The following is an 18,511-nucleotide window of genomic DNA, read 5'->3' as shown; positions in this document are numbered from 1 at the left end:
CGGGCCCCGACAACGGTACCCGGCGTTCTCGGCCGACCGACACCTCGCTCCACCAATACCCGCGGACGTCACGAACCGTTCGCCGAACCGAGGGTGAGTTCGATTCTCCGCTCCTGTCCGTCGCGGACCACCGTCAGGGTGAGCGGGTCGCCCGGGCGGTGCGCGCGGATCTTGATGATGAGCTCGTCCTGGCCGTGCACGCGCCGCCCGTCCACCCGCGTGATCACGTCGCCCGCCTCGATCCCGGCCCGGTCGGCCGGGCCGCCCGCCGTCCGGCTGCCGACCCGCGCGCCGTCGCCCTCGTACCGCAGGTCCAGGGTGACGCCGATGACGGGGTGGGTGGCGCGGCCGGTCCGGATGATCTCCTCGGCCACGCGTTTGCCCTGGTTGACGGGGATGGCGAAGCCGAGGCCGATGCTGCCGCTCTGCTGCTGGGGGCCGGTTCCGCCCTTCTCGGCGCCCCGGATGGCGCTGTTGATGCCGATCACCCGGGCGCGGGCGTCGAGCAGCGGGCCGCCGGAGTTGCCGGGGTTGATCGGCGCGTCGGTCTGCAGGGCGTCGACGTAGCTGACGTCGCTGCCGTCGCCCCTGTCCCCGCCCGCGGTGATGGGGCGGCCGGTGGCGCTGATGATCCCGGAGGTGACGGTGTTGGAGAGGTCGAACGGCGCGCCGATGGCCACCACCGGGTCGCCGACCTTGACGTTCTCGGAGTTGCCGAGGGCGAGCGGGCGCAGGCCCCGCACCCCGTCGACCTTGACGACGGCGAGGTCGTAACCGGTGTCGCGGCCGACGAGCTTCGCCGCCACGCTCTCCCCGGTGCTGAAGGTCACGAATATCTGCTTGGCGTCGGCGACCACGTGGTTGTTGGTGAGGATGTGTCCGCCCGGGTCGAGCACGAAGCCGGTCCCGGTGCCGCTGCCGCCGCCGTCGGCACCGCCGCCACCGCTGACGTGCAGGGTCACCACCCCCGGCAGGGCGGTGGCCGCGATCCCCGCCACGCTCTCGGGGGCCCGGCCCTTGCTCTCCGGGCCGGCCTGGGGGAGTTCCAGGCGGGTGGACGCCTGCCGCTCGGCGAGTACGCCTGCGTAGCCCCCGATGCCGCCGGCGAGCAGCGCGATGCCGACGCCGGCGGCGACCAGGGTCCGGCGACGGGGGCCGGCGGCGGGACGGCCGGCGTCGAAAACCTGCAGCGGGGCCTGCGGGGCCTCGCCCCAGGGGTCGTAGCGGGGGGCCGGCACGGCGGCGGCCGGCCGCTCACCGGCCGCTCCGCCCGCCGCGGCCGCCTCTCCGGCTCCGCCGGGCCCGGCGGGAGGTTCCTCCGCCGGACCCTCGGGGCGGCTCCACCACACCGGCCCCGGCTTGGCCGAGTCGGTCGCCTGGCTGTCGGACATGGACACTCCCCGCGTACGTACACGCCGTCGGACGGCACATCTGCGGAGGATTCAACCAGCTCGACCCCGCGCCGCGCGTCCAGTCACCCCACCGGGGTGACGGCCCGTACGGCGGGGGGCCGGACCGGCAGGTGGATCAGCGGCTGAGGCGGGCCGGGTGGGGGGACGGGGCCGGGGGCAGCGGGCCGGGCTGGGCGGCGGGGCGCCAGGCCGTGGCCAGGGCGGGGCTGGGGGCGCGGCCGTGCAGGGCCGCGTCCGCCATCAGGACGGCTCCGCCGGACATCGCTCCGCCGGACATCGCCCCACCCGGCGTCGGGAGTGCTCCGCCGGTCATCGTCGGCCGGATCGACGGGGTGACGTTCGCCCCGCCCTCGCCGCGCGCGTTCGGCTCGACGCGGGTCTCGATCGGCAGGGACCCGCCGAGCGCGATGGCCGCCAGCGAAACGGCGCCGGCGGCGACGAACGCGAACCGCCGGCGGGGGCGCCCGCCCACCTCATGGATCGGGAAACCCTGCCGCGGCGCGGACGGCGCGGCCGGCAGCGCGAACGCGAAAGGGTCCGCGCCGGGCGCGCCGGGGCCGCCCGGACCCCCGGGCTGTCCGGGCAGCCCCTGCAGACGGGCGAGCAACGCGGCCGGCGGTGGCGGCGGCGCGCTCTCCACGAACAGGGCCTTCAGGCGCCGCTGCGCGTCCGCCTCGGCCTTGCAGCGGGCGCAGGTCGCCAGGTGCGCGAGCACCCGCTCGCGCGCGTCATGGCTCAGCTCACCGTCCACCAGCGCGGCGAGCCGGTCGCCGAGATGCTGTTCCGCCGGTGACGGCGACGGGGTGGCTCCGGTCACTCGGTCCCGCCCCCTCCCCCGAACCGGCCCAGGACCCCAGTCCCGGCGACCCCGGCGACCCCGGCGAGCGCACGCTGCTCCGCCCGGGCCTCGGGAGAACGGTGCTTGAGCGCCTTGCGCAGGTGGGAGCGGCCGCGGTGGATCCGGCTGCGGACCGTACCGAGCTTCACACCGAGGGTGGCGGCGATCTCCTCGTACGACAGGCCCTCGATGTCACAGAGCACGACGGCGGCGCGGAACTCGGGCGCGAGGGTGTCCAGCGCCTGCTGGACATCGGCGTCGAAGTGCGTGTCGTGCAGCACCTGCTGCGGGGAGGGCTCACGGCTGGGCAGCCGCTCCGCGGCGTCGTCGGCGAGCGAGTCGAAGCGGATCCGCTGCTTGCGGCGGACCATGTCGAGGAAGAGGTTCGTGGTGATGCGGTGCAGCCAGCCCTCGAAGGTGCCCGGCGTGTAGGTGGAGAGGGAGCGGAAGACCCGGACGAAGACCTCCTGGGTGAGGTCCTCGGCGTCGTGCTGGTTTCCCGTCAGCCGGTAGGCGAGGCGGTAGACGCGGGCGCTGTGCGTGCTGACGATCTCCTCCCACGAGGGAGGCGTCCACGCCTGGGAGCCCGCATCGGCGGCAAAGGTCGCGGTGGTCGCGGTGGCGGCGGAGTGGAAGCGGTCGGCAGCAGCAATGTCGGTCACGGATTTCGGCTCACCCGCCGACCAGAAGAGGCGTCTGAATACACCTCCACGATCCACAGGCGCAGCCGCACCTCCCCTATCGGCTCTGGTGGTGTCCAGTGGAGCCCCTACCATAGCCACCCCCTCCGTCAGCTTGGGATAAGTGTTTTTGCCCGAACTTTGCACGGGTCGAGGGACGAATGCCCCCTCTCCGACTTCAACGCCCGGTCCCATCTGCGGGTTCCCGCGACCAACGGATACAGTCACCGTTGCGCCAACTAAGGGGACAGGAGAGGGTCATTACCGGCAACCGGCAGACGAGCTGGGCGTTCGCCGACGCGTTTGTCGCCGAGGACGACGCTCTGCGGTGGGCCCGCGACCGGGCGAGGGAGGCGGGCCTGCGTTCCGTCTCCCCCGGCACCGGGGCCGCGCTGCGCCTGCTCGCCGCCACCGCCGACGCCAAGGCCGTCGCGGAGATCGGCACCGGCACCGGAGTCTCCGGCATCCACCTCCTGCACGGCATGCGCCCGGACGGCGTACTGACCACGGTGGACCCCGAACCCGACCGGCAGGCGTTCGCCCGGCAGGCGTTCCGGGCGGCCGGCTTCGCGGGCAACCGGGCCCGCTTCATCCCCGGCCGGGCCCTGGACGTCCTGCCCCGGCTCGCGGACGGCGGGTACGACCTGGTGTTCTGCGACGGCGACCCGTGCGAGTCCCTGGACTATCTAGCTGAATCGTTGCGCCTGCTGCGCCCCGGCGGGCTGGTGTGCTTCGAAGGGGTCTTCTCCGACGGCCGTACGGTCGACTCGGCCGCCCAGCCCCTCGAGGTGCTCCGGGTCCGGGAGCTGCTCCGCACGGTCCGCGAGAGCCCGTCCCTGGACGCGGCGGTGCTGCCGGTGGGCGACGGCCTCCTCTGCGCCGTCCGGCGCTGACGCCGCCGGCCCGGCGCGACCCCGGCGCCGCACCCCCGGCGGGCGCGCGCACGCACGACACCCGCACGGACACACCCGCACGGATACAGCCCACGGATACAGCGCTGCCCCGGTCGCACGGGGCGACCGGGGCAGCGGTAAGAATTCAAAGGGTGCCGGCGCTTCAGCCGACGACCTTCTTCAGGGCGTCACCGAGGGCATCGGCCTCGTCCGGGGTCAGCTCGACCACGAGCCGACCGCCGCCTTCGAGCGGTACGCGCATGACGATGCCCCGCCCCTCCTTGGTCACCTCGAGCGGGCCGTCACCCGTCCGCGGCTTCATGGCCGCCATGCTCGTTCCCCTTCCTGAAACCAGCTCATCGTCAGCCGACGGCCCCATTCAGGCGCCTAGTACCCGGCATCGAACACATTGCTTCCCGGCCATTATCCCGCATGTCAGGACCCGATGACCAACATCAGCGGGGAACGCTTGGGCAACGCGCTCGTCCAAAACCACTCATTTCGGGGATCCGCCTGCGATACTTCGCCCCCGCCGCCGGGACCGGACGCCTCCGATCTTTGACGCACATCACACAACGGGGCGTGCCGGTGCCCCGGAGGTTCCGCCATGCTGACCCGAGACGACACCCGCGACGAAGGGGGAATCCCGCGCCATGGCCGACAGCGTGCTCTACGAAGTGACCGACGGACTCGCGACGATCACGATCAACCGCCCCGATGCGATGAACGCCATGAACACCGAGGCGAAGGTCGCCCTGCGGGACGCGGTCGAGGCGGCGGCCGGGGACCCGGCGGTCCGGGCGGTCCTGCTGACCGCGGCCGGCGGCCGCGCCTTCTGCGTCGGCCAGGACCTCAAGGAGCACGTCGGGAACCTGGCCTCGGACCGCGAGCGCGGCACCTCGCTGACCATGACCACGGTCGCCGACCACTACAACCCGATCGTCCGCGCCCTCGCCGGGATGCCGAAGCCGGTGGTGGCGGGCGTGAACGGGGTCGCGGCGGGCGCCGGCTTCGGCTTCGCGCTGGCCGCGGACTACCGCGTGGTCGCCGACACCGCCTCCTTCAACACCTCCTTCGCCGGGGTGGCGCTCACCTCCGACTCCGGCATGTCCTGGACCCTGCCACGGCTGATCGGCGCCTCCCGGGCGTCCGACCTGCTGCTGTTCCCGCGCAACCTGAAGGCGCAGGAGGCCTACGAGCTCGGCATCGCCAACCGCGTGGTCCCGGCGGATTCCCTGGCGGCGGAGGCGGCGGCGGTGGCCCGGAAGCTGGCCGACGGCCCGACGGTCGCCTACGCGGCGATCAAGGCCTCGCTGGCGTTCGGGGCCTCGCACTCGCTGTCCGAGGCGCTGGAGAAGGAGGACGAGCTCCAGACCCTGGCCGGGGCCTCCGAGGACCACTCCATCGCGGTGGCCGCCTTCCTGGCCAAGGAAGCCCCGAAGTACCTGGGCCGCTAGGGCCTGATCCGCCGGACAGGCCCTGTCCGGCCGCCCCGGCCTCCCCGCCCGCGGTCAGCCGCGGGTGCGGGAGGCGCAGCTGGACAGGTGGTCGTTGACCAGGCCGCAGGCCTGCATCAGGGCGTAGGCCGTGGTCGGGCCGACGAAGCGGAGGCCGGCCTTCTTCAGGGCCTTGGCCAGGGCCGTGGACTCCGCGGTCACCGCCGGGACTTCCGAGGTGCTGTGCGGTGCGGGGGCCGGCTCCGCCGGGGCGTGCGACCAGATCAGCCCGTCCAGCTCGCCCGGCTCCCACCCGGCCAGCACCTTCGCGTTGGCCAGGGTCGCCTCGATCTTCATGCGGTTGCGGATGATCGCCTGGTCCGCCAGCAGCCGTTCCACCTCGCGCTCGCCGAACTCCGCGACCGCGGCGATCTCGAAGCCCGCGAAAGCGGCCCGGAAGCCCTCCCGCCGCCGCAGGATCGTCAGCCAGGACAGCCCCGACTGGAACGCCTCCAGGCAGAGCCGCTCGTACAGCGCGTCGTCCCCGTGGACCGGGCGCCCCCACTCCTCGTCGTGGTAGGCGATGTAGTCCTCGGTGGCCAGCGACCACGGGCAGCGCAGCGCCCCGTCCGGCCCCGGGACGGCGAGGACGGCCGGTGCGGTCACTGGTCACCCTTGGTGAGCAGCGGGCGCGCCGCCGCGGCCGCCTCCAGCTCGGCGATGCGCGCGTCGCGCGCCTCCAGCTCCGCGCCCAGCCGGGCCAGTGCCTCGTCCACCTCCGCCATCCGGTAGCCGCGTGGCGAGACCGGCAGCCGCAGGGCGTCCACGTCGGCGCGTACGACGGCCCGGTGCTCGGGCAGGCCGTCCACGACCTGCTCGGGCGCGGCCTCCGGCAGCACCGCCTCCTCACCACCGCCGATCACGGCGAGGGTGACCGCGGCGACGACCACGACCAGCGCGATCAGCAGGAACCAGAACACGATCACTCCCTCTGTCCAGGACGGCCCAGGACGGCCCTCGACGGCCCATGACGGCCGACCACCTCCGGCGACGACACCTCCGGGGTCTCGATCGTCGCACGGACCCGCGGCGGTTAAGGTCGCAGGCGGACCGTCAAAGGAGGAAACAGGGGATGCTGCGACTGGGCAGGCGCGAGTTCGACACCCACGAGCCGGTCATCATGGCCATCGTGAACCGGACCCCGGACTCCTTCTACGACCAGGGCGCCACCTTCCGGGACGAGCCGGCCCTGGACCGGGTCGAGCAGGCGGTGGCCGAGGGTGCCGCGATCATCGACATCGGCGGGGTGAAGGCCGGTCCGGGCGAGCACGTGGACGCGGCCGAGGAGGCCCGCCGGACCGTCGGCTTCGTGGCCGAGGTGCGGCGGCGGCACCCGGACGTGGTGATCAGCGTGGACACCTGGCGGCACGAGGTCGGCGAGGCCGTCTGCGAGGCGGGCGCCGACCTGCTGAACGACGCCTGGGGCGGGGTCGATCCGAAGCTGGCCGAGGTCGCCGCCCGGCACGGCGTGGGCCTGGTCTGCACGCACGCGGGCGGGGTCGAGCCCCGCACGCGGCCGCACCGGACCGAGTACGCGGACGTGATGGCGGACATCCTCGGGGTCACCCTGGGGCTGGCCCAGCGTGCCGCCGCCCTGGGCGTGCGCCGCGACGCGATCCTGATCGACCCGGGCCACGACTTCGGGAAGAACACCCGGCACTCGCTGGAAGCCACCCGCCGGCTGGGCGAGATGACGGAGACCGGCTGGCCGGTCCTGGTCTCCCTGTCCAACAAGGACTTCGTCGGCGAGACCCTCGACATGCCGGTCAAAGAGCGCCTGCTGGGGACCCTGGCGACCACCGCCGTCTCGGCCTGGCTGGGCGCCCAGGTCTACCGCGTCCACGAGGTCGCGGAGACCCGGCAGATCCTGGACATGGTCCGGTCCATCCAGGGGCTGCGTCCCCCGGCGGTCGCCCGCCGGGGGCTCGCCTGACGGCCCCCCTACGGGGGCTCCGGCGCCGGGCGGGTTACTTCCCGACTTCCTTGGTGACCAGGGCGATGGCCTCGTCCACGTCGTCGGTGACGTGGAAGAGGAACAGGTCGTGCGGCGAGGCCTTGCCCTGTGCCACCACCGTGTTCTTCAGCCAGTCGACCAGGCCCTGCCAGTACTCGGTGCCGAACAGCACGATCGGGAACCGGGTGATCTTCTGGGTCTGGACCAGGGTCAGCGCCTCGAACAGCTCGTCCAGCGTGCCGAGGCCGCCGGGCAGGACCACGAACCCCTGCGAGTACTTCACGAACATCGTCTTCCGGACGAAGAAGTACCGGAAGTTCAGACCCAGGTCGACGTGCGCGTTGAGGCCCTGCTCGAAGGGCAGCTCGATACCGAGGCCGACGGAGATCCCGTTGGCCTCCCGGGCGCCCTTGTTCGCGGCCTCCATCGCCCCCGGACCGCCGCCGGTGATCACCGCGAAGCCGGCGTCGACCAGCGCCCGGCCGATCCGTACGCCGGCCTCGTACTCCGGCGAGTCCACCGGAGTACGGGCCGATCCGAACACGCTGATCGCGGGCGGCAGCTCCGCCAGCGTCCCGAAGCCCTCGATGAACTCGGACTGGATGCGCAGCACCCGCCAGGGATCGGTGTGCACCCACTCCGTCGGACCGGCCGAGTCCAGCAGCCGCTGGTCGGTCGTACTGCCCGCCTGCACCTGGCCACGCCTCCGCAGCACCGGTCCGAGCTGTTGCTCCTCCGGCTTCCGGCGGCCGTTCTCAGGGTTGGCCATCGTGTGCTCCCTCCTGACGATCGTCCGGCAAGGGTAGGCGCACGAAGGTGGCCGGGAGCGGAATTCAGTCCGTCAACCAGGCACGGAGTCGTTCTTCGCAGTGGAGGATGGCCTTGGTCTCGACCCGCTCGTCGACCTTGTGGGCGAGCAGCGCGTCACCGGGGCCGTAGTTCACCGCGGGCACGCCGAGCGCGCTGAACCGGGAGACGTCCGTCCAGCCGAACTTCGGCATGGCACGGCCGCCGACCGCCTCCATGAAGGCCGCCGCGGCCGGGTGGGACAGGCCGGGCAGGGCGCCGCCGGAGGAGTCGTCGACCACGAACTCGTCGATCGGGCAGTCCGCGAAGACCTCCTTCACGTGCGCCAGCGCCTCCTCCTCGCTGCGGTCGGGGGCGTAGCGGAAGTTCACGGTCACGGTGCAGGAGTCGGGGATGACGTTGTTGGCGACGCCGCCCTCGATGCGGACCGCGTTCAGGCCCTCGTGGTACTCCAGGCCGTCGATCACCGGCTTGCGCGGCTCGTACGCGGCCAGCCTGGCCAGGATCGGCGAGGCCGTGTGGATGGCGTTGGAGCCCATCCAGCTCCGGGCGGAGTGGGCGCGCTCCCCGGAGGTGCGGAGCAGCACCCGCAGGGTGCCCTGGCAGCCGCCCTCGACCTCCGCGTCGGAGGGTTCGAGGAGCACCGCGAAGTCCCCGGCCAGCCAGTCGGGGTGGGCCTCGGCGACCTTGCCGAGGCCGTTCAGGTCGGCGGCGACTTCTTCCTGGTCGTAGAAGACGAACGTCAGGTCGCGGTTCGGCTCCGGCACGGTGGCCGCGATGCGGAGCTGGACGGCGACCCCGGACTTCATGTCGGTGGTGCCGCAGCCCCACAGCACGTCGTTCTCGTCCAGCCGGGACGGCACGTTGTCGGCGATGGGCACGGTGTCCAGGTGTCCGGCGAGTACGACGCGCTCGGCGCGGCCGAGGTGCGTACGGGCCACGACGTTGTTGCCGTAGCGGTCCACGGTGAGGTGCGGCAGCTTGCGCAGTGCTTCCTCGACGGCGTCGGCGAGGACCTTCTCGTCGCCGCTCACGGACGGGATGTCGACGAGCCGGGCGGTCAGCTCGGCGGCGTCCAGGGTGAGGTCGAGCTCGGATTCGGTCATGAGGCACCCTAACTCCAGGAGCTTTGGCCAAGGGGTCTCGTCCGGACACTGGACGTGTCGTGCGGCTCAAGTACGGTGGGCCGCGTGTCCCCCAACGATCAGCGAAGACCACGCTCCCGCCGCCGTCCGGCCCGCCTGGTGGGCGGTTCGCTGGTGCTGCTCGGTCTGGCCGGATATTTCCTGGCGCAGTACGACTCGACGGGTGGTGCCGGGGCCCCGCACTGCACCGTCCGGGCCGCGGACGGCTCGTCCGCCGGGGAGGGTTCCTCCTACGAGCTCAGTCCGGAGCAGGCGGCGCACGCGGCGACCATCGCCGCCGTCGGCACCGCCAAGGGGCTGCCCGAGCGGGCCGTGACGATCGCGATGGCCACGGCCATGCAGGAGTCCGCGCTGCGCAACCTCGACCACGGCGACCGGGATTCGCTGGGGCTGTTCCAGCAGCGCCCTTCGATGGGCTGGGGCACCCCGGACCAGATCAGGGACCCGGTGTACTCGGCGGGGATCTTCTACGACCGGCTGGCGAAGGTGCCGGGCTATTCGCGGCTGCCGCTGACGGTGGCCGCGCAGAAGGTCCAGAAGAGCGGCTTCCCGCAGGCGTACGCCAAGCACGAGCCGGACGCGGTGCTGCTGGCCGCGGCCCTGACCGGCCGCGCGCCGGCCGCGCTGAGCTGCAGCGGGCCCGTACCGCAGACCGCGGGAGACCGGGCGGAGGTGGCGGCGCGCCTGGAGCGGGTGTTCGGCGAGGGGGTGCGGGCGGGTTCCGGCACCGAGGACGACGGGGCGGTGTCCGTGCCCCTGCTGCCGGCGTCCGGCAAGGGCGCTTCGGGCGGGGCCGACGGGGACGAGCGGCGCGGCTGGGAGATAGCCCACTGGGCGGTGGCGAACTCGTCGGGGCTGGGCATCGAGCGGGTGGCGTACGCGGGCCGGGCCTGGACCGCGGGGAACAAGGGGCGCTGGCAGGAGACCGGCGGGCAGGGGAAGTCCGGGGACGGCGATCCGCGGAACGCGGACGACGGCACGGTCCGGATTTTCCTCGCACGGTAGGGCGCGCGGGGGTTCGCACCACAGTTCAGGGAGTCACCTGTCCGGGGTGCGGAATCCCGGTACGGGGCCGATAAAACGACGCATTGCCAGGTCTTTACCCGGCAATTCCGCAACCTCGGCCGCCCCTGGAGGAGTTGTTCACGGCGTAATCGGCAAGCCAACGCTAGGAGCACGCACCATGTCCCTCCCCCTGACCCGTCGGATCGCCCGTGCCGCGCTGCTCGTCGCGGCCGGAGCCGCCCCCGTGGTCGTGGCGGCCGGATCGGCGAGCGCCGCGGGCGTCGAATCCGCCCCCGTCCCCGCGCTGGGTTCGATCGGCGCTCTGGACTCCGCGACCGGCCTCGTCGGCGGCGCCACCCAGGACGGCGGCCTGCCGACCGAGCAGCTGCTCGGCGGTGTGCCGGCCGGCCAGGCGCTGTCCGCCGTGCCCACCACGGACGCGCTGTCGGCGACGCAGAGCCTGCCGCTCGGCGGCTGACCACCGCCGCCGCTCCGTACGGGCGCCGAAGCCGCACGGAACGCACGAACACCGAGAAACACCGGAAACACCGGAAACACCGGAAACACCGAGGGGGCCCGGAGCGTGCGCTCCGGGCCCCCTCGGGCTGTCCGCGGGACCGTTCAGCCCAGGCGCTTGACCGCGGCCTCGACCCGCTCGTCGGTCGCGGTGAACGCGACCCGGACGTGGCTGCCGCCCGCCTCGCCGTAGAAGTCGCCGGGCGCGACCAGGATGCCGAGGTCCGCGAGGTGGGCGACGGTGTCCCAGCAGGGCTCGTCCCTGGTCGCCCACAGGTAGAGGCTGGCCTCGCTGTGCTCGATCCGGAAGCCGTGCGCCTCCAGCGCGGCCCGCAGGGCGGCCCGCCGGGCGGCGTACCGCTCCCGCTGCTCGTGGACGTGCACGTCGTCACCCAGGGCCGCGACCGTGGCCGCCTGCACCGGCGCGGCGGTCATCATGCCGCCGTGCTTGCGGATCTGCAGGAGCTCGCCGAGCACCTCGGCGTCGCCGGCCAGGAAAGCGGCACGGTAGCCCGCCAGGTTGGAGCGCTTGGACAGCGAGTGCACGGCGACCAGGCCCTCGAAGGAACCGCCGCAGACGTCCTCGTGCAGCACCGAGACCGGTTCGGCCTCCCAGCCCAGCTCCAGGTAGCACTCGTCGCTGAAGACCAGGATCCCGTGCTCCCGGGCCCAGGCGACGATCCGGACCAGTTCCTCCTTGGGGAGCACCTTGCCGGTCGGGTTGGACGGGGAGTTGAGCCACAGCAGCTTGACCCGCGCGGGGTCGAGGTCGGCCACCGGGTCCTCGTAGACGACCGGTTCGGCACCGCACAGCCGGGCGCCGACCTCGTACGTCGGGTAGGCGAGCCGGGGGTAGGCGACCTGGTCACCGGCGCCGAGGCCGAGCTGGGTCGGCAGCCAGGCCACCAGCTCCTTGGAGCCGACCACCGGCAGCACGTTGCGGTGGGCGGCCCCGCGGGCGCCCAGACGCCGCTCCACCCAGCCGGAGATCGCGTCGCGCAGCTCGGGCGTCCCCCACACCGTGGGATAGCCCGGGGAGTCGGCGGCGGCGACCAGGGCCTGCTGGATCAGCTCCGGCACCGGGTCCACGGGGGTGCCGACGGACAGGTCGACGATGCCGTCCGGGTGGGCGGCGGCGGTTGCCTTGTACGGCTCCAGCTTGTCCCAGGGGAAGACGGGCAGACGGGACGATACTGCGGCCACGGTGCTGTGCTCGCTTTCTGCGGAGGCTCCGGAGGGCTCTTCCGAAACAAGCCCGGTCCTGGCGGCAGGACTGCCGCGCAGGACCGGGATGGTGGTTCAGTGCCCGGCGTTGATGTCCGCCGGCTGGGACGCGACGAAGGGGTGGTCGCGCTCGATCAGGCCGAGCTTGGAGGCACCACCGGGCGAACCGAGCTCGTCGAAGAACTCGACGTTCGCCTTGTAGTAGTCCTTCCACTCCTCCGGAGTGTCGTCCTCGTAGAAGATCGCCTCGACGGGGCACACCGGCTCACAGGCGCCGCAGTCGACGCATTCGTCCGGGTGGATGTACAAGGACCGCTGGCCCTCGTAGATGCAGTCGACGGGGCACTCTTCGATGCATGCCTTGTCCTTGACGTCGACACAAGGCTCCGCGATGACGTAGGTCACGCTCTGTTCCTCCTCGGTAGGGCTGTCCATATCGCGCGGGAGCGCGGCGTCGTCGATGCCCGCACCTAGTATCGCCGTTCCCGGCCACGAACCGAACAAGAGGGGCTACAGAGCTGTGGAGATCACTGGTGGAGCACTGCTGGAGATTCGCATCACCCCTGCTGACGTGGGTAAACGAGTCTCCGTGCGAAGCCTGCTGTCTGCTCGTGCCGGGGGTGCGGCGTTCACGGATGCGGTCGGTGTTCTCACATCATGGACCAACGGTGTGCTGGTGATCACACGAAAGAGCGGGGAAACCGTCCGGATCGCGGAATCCTCCCTGGTCGCGGGCAAGGTCGTGCCGCCGGCTCCGGCCCGCCGCAGGGGTCCGGCCGCCCGTTTCGAGGAGCTCGCGCGGGTGGGCGCGCGGGCCTGGCAGCCGCTGGAGACCGAGCCCCTGGGCGGCTGGACACTGCGCGCGGCGGCGGGTTTCACCCGGCGGGCGAACTCCGTACTCCCCCTCGGCGACCTGGGGATACCGCTGGACGAAGCACTCGCGCGGGTGACGGCCTGGTATGCGGAACGGGGACTTCCGCCCTATCTGCAGACCTCGACCGGTGCCGCTGACACCCAGGAGGCGCTGTGCGCGGCACTGGAGGAGCGCGGCTGGGTGCGGGAGGTGTCCACGGAGGTCCGGATCGCCTCGCTGGCCCCGATCGCCGACGCGACGGCGCCGGGGGATGTGTCAGGTCCCGGCTCGGGTGCCGCCCCGGGGGCCGGGCCGCAGGTCCTGCTGTCGCGGGAGTGCGACGAGGAGTGGCTGGCGCACTACGGAAAGGTCTCCGACCCCGAGGTGGCCCGCAGGGTCCTGTCGTCCGGCCCCTCCGTCTGGTTCGCGAAGGTGCCCGGGAAGGCGATCGGACGGCTGGTGGTCGACGGCCGGTGGGCCGGGTTCGGCGCGCTGGAGGTCGCCCCGGAGCACCGCCGGCAGGGCCTGGCCACCGCCGTGATGGCCGCACTGGCCCGGCAGGCGCTGGCGGAGGGCGCATCGGCGGCCTGGCTCCAGGTGGAGACCGGCAACGGCGGCGCCCGCGGCCTGTACGACGGCATGGGTTTCGCGACGCACCACCTCTACCACCACTTCCGGGCGGCGGGCTCGTGAGCGACTTCCGGGACGCCTTCGCGGAGGAGGCCCGGTCCGAGCGCCCCGACCTGTCGCTGCTCTGCCTCTACCTGGCCGCGGAGGCCGATCCGGAGCTGGACGAGCGGGCGGTCGACGAGGCGCAGATCGAACTGGACCGGCTGGCCGGAATGCTGCCGTACGGGCGGCGCAGCCCGCGGGCCTGGGCGGCGGCGGTGACGGAACTGCTGGGCGGGCGGCTGGGCTTCCACGGCACCCCGGCGGACTACGGCCGGCTGTCGTCCTCCCTCCTGCACCGGGTGCTCCGGCGGCGGCGCGGGCTGCCGATCCTGCTGTCGGTGGTGTGGCTGGAGGTGGCCCGGAGGGCCGGTGCGCCGGTCTACGGGCTGGGCCTGCCGGGCCACTTCGTGGTGGGCTTCGGCGATCCGGAGGAGCGGGTCACGGTGGACCCGTTCGCGGGCGGGGCCTCGCTGGGCGCGGGGCCGGCGGAACTGGCCTCGGAGCCGCTCGAACCGGCCCGCACCCTGGACATCGTGCTGCGGATCCTGAACAACATCCGGGCCTGGGCGGCGACCCGGCCGGAGCAGTCCGCGGTGGCGCTGTGGGCGCTGGACCTGTCGCTGCTGCTGCCCTCGCACCCCGCGGCGCTCCGCTACGAGCGGGCCCGGCTGCTGGTGGACCGGGGCGAGTTCCTGGGCGGCGCGGCCGAACTGGAGGCGTACGCGGAGGTGGTCGGGGCCGTGGACGAGGGGGCGGCCGCCCGTATCCGCGCGGAGGCCCGCGCCGCCCGCGCACTGCTGAACTGAAGAGGCTGAAGACGCCGAAGACGCCGAAGACGCCGAGAGCCCCTGCCGGGTACGGGCAGGGGCTCTCGGTACGGACGGCCGGTCGGCCGGTCGGCCGACCGGTCAGCCGCGTCAGCTGGGGTCGGTCTCGATGACGGCGACCCGCTCGGCCGCGGTCTTGCCCCGCAGCGCCTTGCCCAGCGCACCCGCGACGTCCTGCGGGGTGACGGCGGTCTTCTCGCCGTTGCCGCGCGTGATCAGGACCCCGTCGAAGGTGTTCCCGTAGAGCTCCTTGAGCGCCTCCAGGTCGTACTTCTCGACCAGCTTCCCGCCTTCCACGGCGGTCATGCTCAGGATCTTGGGGAGGGACTTGCCCGGTCCGAACGGGATGGACTTCCCGCCCGCCTTGACGATGACGTTCCCGGACATCGCCGGCTTGGCGAACTCGTCCATCGCGCGGTCGAGTTCGGCCTGGCTGACGGTCGGGGCCTTGTCGGTCACCGGGAGGTCCACGGGCACGGCCCTGCCGGTCTCCACCTGGGCCCGGTACGCCTCGGTCACCTTCGCGATCGAGGCGTCCACGTCCAGGCTCTTGCCGGCCTTCCCGGGGACCGGGGTGACCTTGTTCGGCTCGAACTTGATGGTGGCCTCGGTGGCGCTGCCGGAGCTGCCGGCCAGTTCCTGGAGGGCGACCAGCAGCTTCTCCTCGTCCACCGGGATGACCGGGGTGGCCGGGCGCTCCTGGCCGATGAGGGAACCGATCACGGTGACCGGGTTGTAGTCGCTGCCGGTCGCGTTGCGCACGGTGGTCTGGCTGTCGAGGGCGAGCCCGGCCTTCTCCGGCTTCAGCTCGACCTGCTTGCCGCCGACGTTCAGCTGGAGCGGCGAGGAGGCGCGGTTGCCGAACGCGGTCTGCATCTTGGCGACGGCCTCCTCGCGGGTGCCGCTGATGTCCACGCCGAGGACCGTGGTGCCCTTGGGTACGTCGGAGTGGTTGAGCAGCAGCCCGGCGCCGTAGGCGACGCCGAGCAGGACGACGATCCCGACGCCGGCCAGGACCAGCTTGGAGCGGCCCTTCTTCTTGGCCGGCCCGGCGGAGGCCGGGGTGCCGGCGGCGGGCCGGCGGGGCGGCGGCAGCGGGTCGTCGAAGACCGGTACGGGGGCCGGGGCGGGCCGGGGCATGGCGGCCGCGGCCACGGCGGCCGGGCTGTCGACGCGCGGCAGGGTCCCGGTGCCGACCTCGGGGCCGGGCCAGCGGGGGGCGTTCGGGTCGGTCTCGGCCGGGGGGCCGGCGACGGGCATACCGCCGAAAGCGGGGCCGCCGGTGGGGCCGCCCGGCCCCCCGGCCGGGACCGCGGCGGCGCCCGGAACGGGGCCGGCGCCGGGCACGGGGCCGGGAACAGGTCCGGCGCCGGGCACGAAACCGCCTCCGGGAACGCCGGGAACGCCGGGGACGCCGGGTGCCGCGCCCTGGCCGGGGCCGGGGGGTGCGAAGCCGCCGTGGGCGGCGGGGGCACCGGCGGCCTGGCCGGCGCCCGGGCCGGGCGGGAAGCCACCGGGCGCGGCGGGGCCGCCGGGCGCCGGGGTGCCCGGGGCTTCGGCCTGGAAGCGGTTCGGGAGCGGGGGGGTGCCCGGGCCGGGACCCTGGCCGAAGCCCTGCCCGGGGCCCTGGGCCGGACCCCGGCCGGGCGCGCCGCCCGGGCCGGCGAAGCCCTCGGGGGCCGGGGCCGGAGCACCGGTGCGGCCCGAGGGGGCGGAGCCGGCGGGGGCGCCGGGACCGGTGCCGCGCGGGCCCGCGCCCACACCGGGACCGCCCGGGCGGGTCGGCAGGCCGGGCCGGGGAGCCGGCGCGGCCTGGGGCGCCGGTGCGGCCGCGCCGGCCGAGGACTTGCGCGGGGCGAACCAGTTGCTGCCCTCGGCGGCGGCCGGTGCCTTCTCGGCGGCGGGCGCGGACTCGCCCCCGGTCGGCAGGGCCCGGGGCGAGGGGGGCGGCGAGGCGGGCGCGGCCTTGGCGGCCGGGGCCTCGGCCCCGCCGTCGGCCTCGCTCTCGCCGACCGGCTTGCGGACGACCACGGGCGGGATCGGCCGGGAGCCCGGAATGTTGATCCGGATCCGGGTCGTCAGCGTGGTCTCGGTCTTCGGCACGTCGGAGTCGGCCGCGTCGCCTGCGGCGCGGCCTGCGGCAGGACCAGTCGGCTTGGAAGTCACAGTGTTCCCCTCCGGGGCGTTCGCCGGGTGCTGGCGTGATCCGTACGGCGGCATACCCGACGGGTAAGCGGCTCCACCGCGCCCCTGGGGCCCGGAGGACGAACTGTCAGTTTCACGACTCAAGGCAGGTTCTCCCGGTTGGCTCCGCCGCCCGTCATACCGTGCGCGGGCAGCTCGGCGGCCCGTACACCATACTGTCCGCCGCCGTGGCGCAACCGGTGGGCGGCGCAAGCGGGGTTCCGGCCGCGGCCGGGGCGGTGTCCACGTGCCCGTTCCGCAACCCCGGGCGCTGTTCCGGGCACTGATGCCGGGACCACCCCGAACGGGACGTCACCTGCCGGGCCGCGCGGCCGAAAACGTTCGGTCGGCGGGCCCGCGCATCGTGGCGCACATCACAGCGGCCGCAGCGCCACCCAAAAGGTATGCATACATGCCGATTCCGGTTGATCCCAGCAGGAAGTCCCCTTCCGGACGCGGCACGCTGAGCACCACGTAGGTGAGGAACCATCCGGCGGCGGCCACACCGACCCCGAGGCCGCTGCCGGTGGCGATCCGGCCCGCCAGGAACACCCCGAGAACCGCCACCAGGGCCAGCAGCAGCCCGCCCGGGAACCACAGGCCGACCACGAGCCAGCCCGCCGCGCCGGTCACCGCTCCGGCCACCAGCAGGGCCAGCAGCGCCGCGATCCGCCCGGCGGTGAAGGTGCCGCTCATGCGGGGACCCCCTCGGCCCCGGCGGCTCCGGTCCCGGCCGGTTCGATTCCGGCGAACAGGTCGTGTTCGCGCGTGCCGGCCGGGGCTCCGGAGCGGCCGGCGGCCAACTCGTAGTACTCGCGCGCGAAGAGCGGCTGGGCCAGGTCGTTGGAGAGCGCGAAGAACGGGCCGTCGACGGCGATCTGGGTGACGTGGGCGCGCATCGCGGCCGCCTTGGCGGCCCGGTAGGCGGTGTCGCCGGCGGCCTCGTCGTCGCCGATCTCGGCGGTGATCCGGTCGTCGTCCACGACCCCCGGCACGTCCGTCGGGCTCGCGACCCCGGGGAACCGGCCCTCGGCGCCGGCCGCCCGGAGCTTCTCGAAGCCCTCCTCGACCACCGAGCGCGGGACCCGGTTCCAGTAGATCTTGGCGATCGCGTGCGGTTCGCCGAGGTCGCGCCGGAACGCCTTCTCCCCGGCCAGTTCGGCGGCGCGCATGGCGACCCGGTGGGCCTGGATGTGGTCGGGGTGGCCGTAGCCGCCATCGGGGTCGTAGGTGACCAGCACCTGCGGACGGAGGGACCGGATCACCTCCACGAGGTACGCGGCGGCCTCGTCGACGTCGGCCGCCCAGAAGGCGCCGGGCCGGTGGTTCTGCTCCACGCCCATCATCCCGGAGTCGCGGAACCGTCCCGGGCCGCCGAGGAACCGGTGGTCGGCGACCCCCAGCTCGGCCATCGCCGCGGCGAGCTCGCCCACCCGGTGCTCCCCCAGGCCGTCCTCGCGGTCGGCCGCCAGGTGCGCCAGCTCCGGCGGGATGACCTCACCCTCCTCGCCCAGCGTGCAGGTGACCAGGGCGACATGGGCTCCCTCGGCCGCGTACTTGGCCATGGTGACGCCGTTGTTGATGGACTCGTCGTCCGGGTGCGCGTGCACGAGGAGCAGACGCCGGGCTGGAAGAGCGTTCATGGGGGTCAGCCTAGGCGCACCCGCTCACCGCGTCAGGCGCACTCCGCGAGGCTCAACGCGTCCGGCTCACGGGGCCCGTCACGGGGTCCTGTCACGGGTCCGGTCCCTGGTCGGGCTCGCGGGTCCGGTCAGAGCTTCAGCCCGCTGATCATCCCCGCCACGCTGTTGGTGAGTTGGCTCATCGTGGGGGCGATGGAGGAACTGGCGAGGTAGAAGCCGAGCAGGATGCAGACGACGGCGTGCCCGGCCTTCAGTCCTGACTTCTTCACCAGCAGGAAGACGATGACAGCCAGCAGCACCGCCGCCGAGATCGAGAGTGCCACGGCGTTTCACCTCCACGTCGGACGGATATCGGGTACGCG

21 protein-coding genes are annotated in these 18,511 nt (G+C 73.5%); 7 read left to right on the top strand and 14 right to left on the bottom strand.

All coding sequences use genetic code 11. The features are described from left to right. Positions 1 to 68 precede the first annotated feature (68 nt). The 3 genes from AC067U_RS30685 to sigE form a co-directional block, all read right to left on the bottom strand. Entirely contained in the window at positions 69 to 1,391 is a 1,323-nt protein-coding gene (locus AC067U_RS30685; RefSeq protein ID WP_478833076.1) for a S1C family serine protease, read from the bottom strand. Positions 1,392 to 1,527: 136 nt separating this feature from the next. Next, entirely contained in the window at positions 1,528 to 2,229 is a 702-nt protein-coding gene (locus AC067U_RS30680) for a zf-HC2 domain-containing protein (protein WP_478833075.1), read from the bottom strand. After that, a complete protein-coding gene (sigE, locus tag AC067U_RS30675; RefSeq protein WP_478833074.1) occupies positions 2,226 to 3,026 on the bottom strand; it encodes an RNA polymerase sigma factor SigE in 801 nt (266 codons plus the stop codon). Before sigE ends, AC067U_RS30680 begins: the two co-directional genes overlap by 4 nt. A 134-nt stretch (positions 3,027 to 3,160) precedes the next feature. Between sigE and AC067U_RS30670 the strand changes: the two genes are divergently transcribed. Further along, on the top strand, positions 3,161 to 3,823 hold the full coding sequence (locus AC067U_RS30670; RefSeq protein ID WP_478833073.1) for an O-methyltransferase: 663 nt from the start codon (positions 3,161 to 3,163) through the stop codon (positions 3,821 to 3,823). A 163-nt stretch (positions 3,824 to 3,986) separates the two neighbouring features. On the opposite strand, the gene AC067U_RS30665 is transcribed toward AC067U_RS30670, so the two are convergent. Further along, complete coding sequence (locus tag AC067U_RS30665; protein ID WP_003966491.1) at positions 3,987 to 4,154, bottom strand: DUF3117 domain-containing protein; 168 nt, start codon at positions 4,152 to 4,154, stop codon at positions 3,987 to 3,989. A 322-nt stretch (positions 4,155 to 4,476) separates the two neighbouring features. Here AC067U_RS30665 and chcB point away from each other — a divergent pair, with 322 nt between their 5' ends. Next, the gene (chcB, locus tag AC067U_RS30660) at positions 4,477 to 5,280 is read left to right on the top strand and encodes a 2-cyclohexenylcarbonyl CoA isomerase (protein WP_478833072.1); all 804 of its coding nucleotides are present in this window, start codon (positions 4,477 to 4,479) and stop codon (positions 5,278 to 5,280) included. 54 nt (positions 5,281 to 5,334) lie between these two features. Here the strand turns inward: chcB and AC067U_RS30655 are convergent, their stop codons facing one another. Both AC067U_RS30655 and AC067U_RS30650 read right to left on the bottom strand, forming a co-directional pair. Next, a complete protein-coding gene (locus AC067U_RS30655) occupies positions 5,335 to 5,925 on the bottom strand; it encodes a DNA-3-methyladenine glycosylase I (protein ID WP_478833071.1) in 591 nt (196 codons plus the stop codon). After that, complete coding sequence (locus AC067U_RS30650) at positions 5,922 to 6,245, bottom strand: DivIVA domain-containing protein (RefSeq protein WP_478833070.1); 324 nt, start codon at positions 6,243 to 6,245, stop codon at positions 5,922 to 5,924. Before AC067U_RS30650 ends, AC067U_RS30655 begins: the two co-directional genes overlap by 4 nt. A 146-nt stretch (positions 6,246 to 6,391) precedes the next feature. On the opposite strand from AC067U_RS30650, the gene folP reads away from it, so the two are divergent. Continuing rightward, positions 6,392 to 7,252, top strand: a complete 861-nt coding sequence (folP, locus tag AC067U_RS30645) for a dihydropteroate synthase (protein ID WP_478833069.1) — start codon at positions 6,392 to 6,394, stop codon at positions 7,250 to 7,252. Positions 7,253 to 7,286: 34 nt separating this feature from the next. Here folP and AC067U_RS30640 read toward each other — a convergent pair whose 3' ends face one another. Both AC067U_RS30640 and dapE read right to left on the bottom strand, forming a co-directional pair. Then, positions 7,287 to 8,042, bottom strand: a complete 756-nt coding sequence (locus tag AC067U_RS30640) for an LOG family protein (RefSeq protein ID WP_478833068.1) — start codon at positions 8,040 to 8,042, stop codon at positions 7,287 to 7,289. 64 nt (positions 8,043 to 8,106) lie between these two features. Further along, entirely contained in the window at positions 8,107 to 9,186 is a 1,080-nt protein-coding gene (gene dapE, locus AC067U_RS30635; RefSeq protein ID WP_478833067.1) for a succinyl-diaminopimelate desuccinylase, read from the bottom strand. Positions 9,187 to 9,261: 75 nt separating this feature from the next. Here dapE and AC067U_RS30630 point away from each other — a divergent pair, with 75 nt between their 5' ends. Both AC067U_RS30630 and AC067U_RS30625 read left to right on the top strand, forming a co-directional pair. After that, complete coding sequence (locus AC067U_RS30630; RefSeq protein ID WP_478833066.1) at positions 9,262 to 10,230, top strand: hypothetical protein; 969 nt, start codon at positions 9,262 to 9,264, stop codon at positions 10,228 to 10,230. Positions 10,231 to 10,408: 178 nt separating this feature from the next. Further along, a complete protein-coding gene (locus AC067U_RS30625; protein ID WP_478833065.1) occupies positions 10,409 to 10,708 on the top strand; it encodes an ATP-binding protein in 300 nt (99 codons plus the stop codon). A gap of 143 nt (positions 10,709 to 10,851) precedes the next feature. On the opposite strand, the gene dapC is transcribed toward AC067U_RS30625, so the two are convergent. Both dapC and fdxA read right to left on the bottom strand, forming a co-directional pair. Beyond that, positions 10,852 to 11,949, bottom strand: a complete 1,098-nt coding sequence (gene dapC / locus AC067U_RS30620) for a succinyldiaminopimelate transaminase (protein WP_478833064.1) — start codon at positions 11,947 to 11,949, stop codon at positions 10,852 to 10,854. 96 nt (positions 11,950 to 12,045) lie between these two features. Continuing rightward, positions 12,046 to 12,375 (bottom strand): ferredoxin, encoded by a 330-nt coding sequence (fdxA, locus tag AC067U_RS30615; RefSeq protein WP_393574358.1) that lies wholly within the window; start codon positions 12,373 to 12,375, stop codon positions 12,046 to 12,048. Positions 12,376 to 12,490: 115 nt separating this feature from the next. Between fdxA and AC067U_RS30610 the strand changes: the two genes are divergently transcribed. Both AC067U_RS30610 and AC067U_RS30605 read left to right on the top strand, forming a co-directional pair. Beyond that, a complete protein-coding gene (locus AC067U_RS30610) occupies positions 12,491 to 13,516 on the top strand; it encodes a GNAT family N-acetyltransferase (protein ID WP_478833063.1) in 1,026 nt (341 codons plus the stop codon). Beyond that, the gene (locus AC067U_RS30605) at positions 13,513 to 14,301 is read left to right on the top strand and encodes a transglutaminase family protein (protein ID WP_478833062.1); all 789 of its coding nucleotides are present in this window, start codon (positions 13,513 to 13,515) and stop codon (positions 14,299 to 14,301) included. Before AC067U_RS30610 ends, AC067U_RS30605 begins: the two co-directional genes overlap by 4 nt. A 111-nt stretch (positions 14,302 to 14,412) precedes the next feature. Here AC067U_RS30605 and AC067U_RS30600 read toward each other — a convergent pair whose 3' ends face one another. The 4 genes from AC067U_RS30600 to AC067U_RS30585 all read right to left on the bottom strand — a co-directional run bounded on the left by AC067U_RS30600 (position 14,413) and on the right by AC067U_RS30585 (position 18,472). Continuing rightward, on the bottom strand, positions 14,413 to 16,611 hold the full coding sequence (locus AC067U_RS30600) for a peptidoglycan binding domain-containing protein (RefSeq protein ID WP_478833061.1): 2,199 nt from the start codon (positions 16,609 to 16,611) through the stop codon (positions 14,413 to 14,415). Positions 16,612 to 16,818: 207 nt separating this feature from the next. Further along, entirely contained in the window at positions 16,819 to 17,202 is a 384-nt protein-coding gene (locus AC067U_RS30595; protein WP_478833060.1) for a DUF6113 family protein, read from the bottom strand. Beyond that, positions 17,199 to 18,149, bottom strand: coding sequence for an N-acetyl-1-D-myo-inositol-2-amino-2-deoxy-alpha-D-glucopyranoside deacetylase (gene mshB / locus AC067U_RS30590; RefSeq protein WP_478833059.1), 951 nt, complete (start codon positions 18,147 to 18,149; stop codon positions 17,199 to 17,201). Before mshB ends, AC067U_RS30595 begins: the two co-directional genes overlap by 4 nt. A gap of 128 nt (positions 18,150 to 18,277) precedes the next feature. Beyond that, positions 18,278 to 18,472: a hypothetical protein gene (locus AC067U_RS30585; RefSeq protein WP_478833058.1), complete on the bottom strand. Its 195-nt coding sequence runs from the start codon at positions 18,470 to 18,472 to the stop codon at positions 18,278 to 18,280. Positions 18,473 to 18,511: the final 39 nt, after the last annotated feature.

Source organism: Streptomyces sp. NPDC043853, from assembly GCF_056436025.1.
The sequence above is the reverse complement of the archived record's forward strand: the minus strand, read 5'-3'. Positions and strand labels throughout refer to the sequence as shown.

Coding starts and splice junctions, on each gene's coding strand:
- AC067U_RS30685 (WP_478833076.1), bottom strand. CDS start 1,391: ATGTCCGACAGCCAGGCGACCGACTCGGCCAAGCCGGGGCCGGTGTGG.
- sigE (WP_478833074.1), bottom strand. CDS start 3,026: ATGGTAGGGGCTCCACTGGACACCACCAGAGCCGATAGGGGAGGTGCG.
- AC067U_RS30665 (WP_003966491.1), bottom strand. CDS start 4,154: ATGGCGGCCATGAAGCCGCGGACGGGTGACGGCCCGCTCGAGGTGACC.
- chcB (WP_478833072.1), top strand. CDS start 4,477: ATGGCCGACAGCGTGCTCTACGAAGTGACCGACGGACTCGCGACGATC.
- folP (WP_478833069.1), top strand. CDS start 6,392: ATGCTGCGACTGGGCAGGCGCGAGTTCGACACCCACGAGCCGGTCATC.
- AC067U_RS30640 (WP_478833068.1), bottom strand. CDS start 8,042: ATGGCCAACCCTGAGAACGGCCGCCGGAAGCCGGAGGAGCAACAGCTC.
- dapE (WP_478833067.1), bottom strand. CDS start 9,186: ATGACCGAATCCGAGCTCGACCTCACCCTGGACGCCGCCGAGCTGACC.
- AC067U_RS30625 (WP_478833065.1), top strand. CDS start 10,409: ATGTCCCTCCCCCTGACCCGTCGGATCGCCCGTGCCGCGCTGCTCGTC.
- AC067U_RS30595 (WP_478833060.1), bottom strand. CDS start 17,202: ATGAGCGGCACCTTCACCGCCGGGCGGATCGCGGCGCTGCTGGCCCTG.
- mshB (WP_478833059.1), bottom strand. CDS start 18,149: ATGAACGCTCTTCCAGCCCGGCGTCTGCTCCTCGTGCACGCGCACCCG.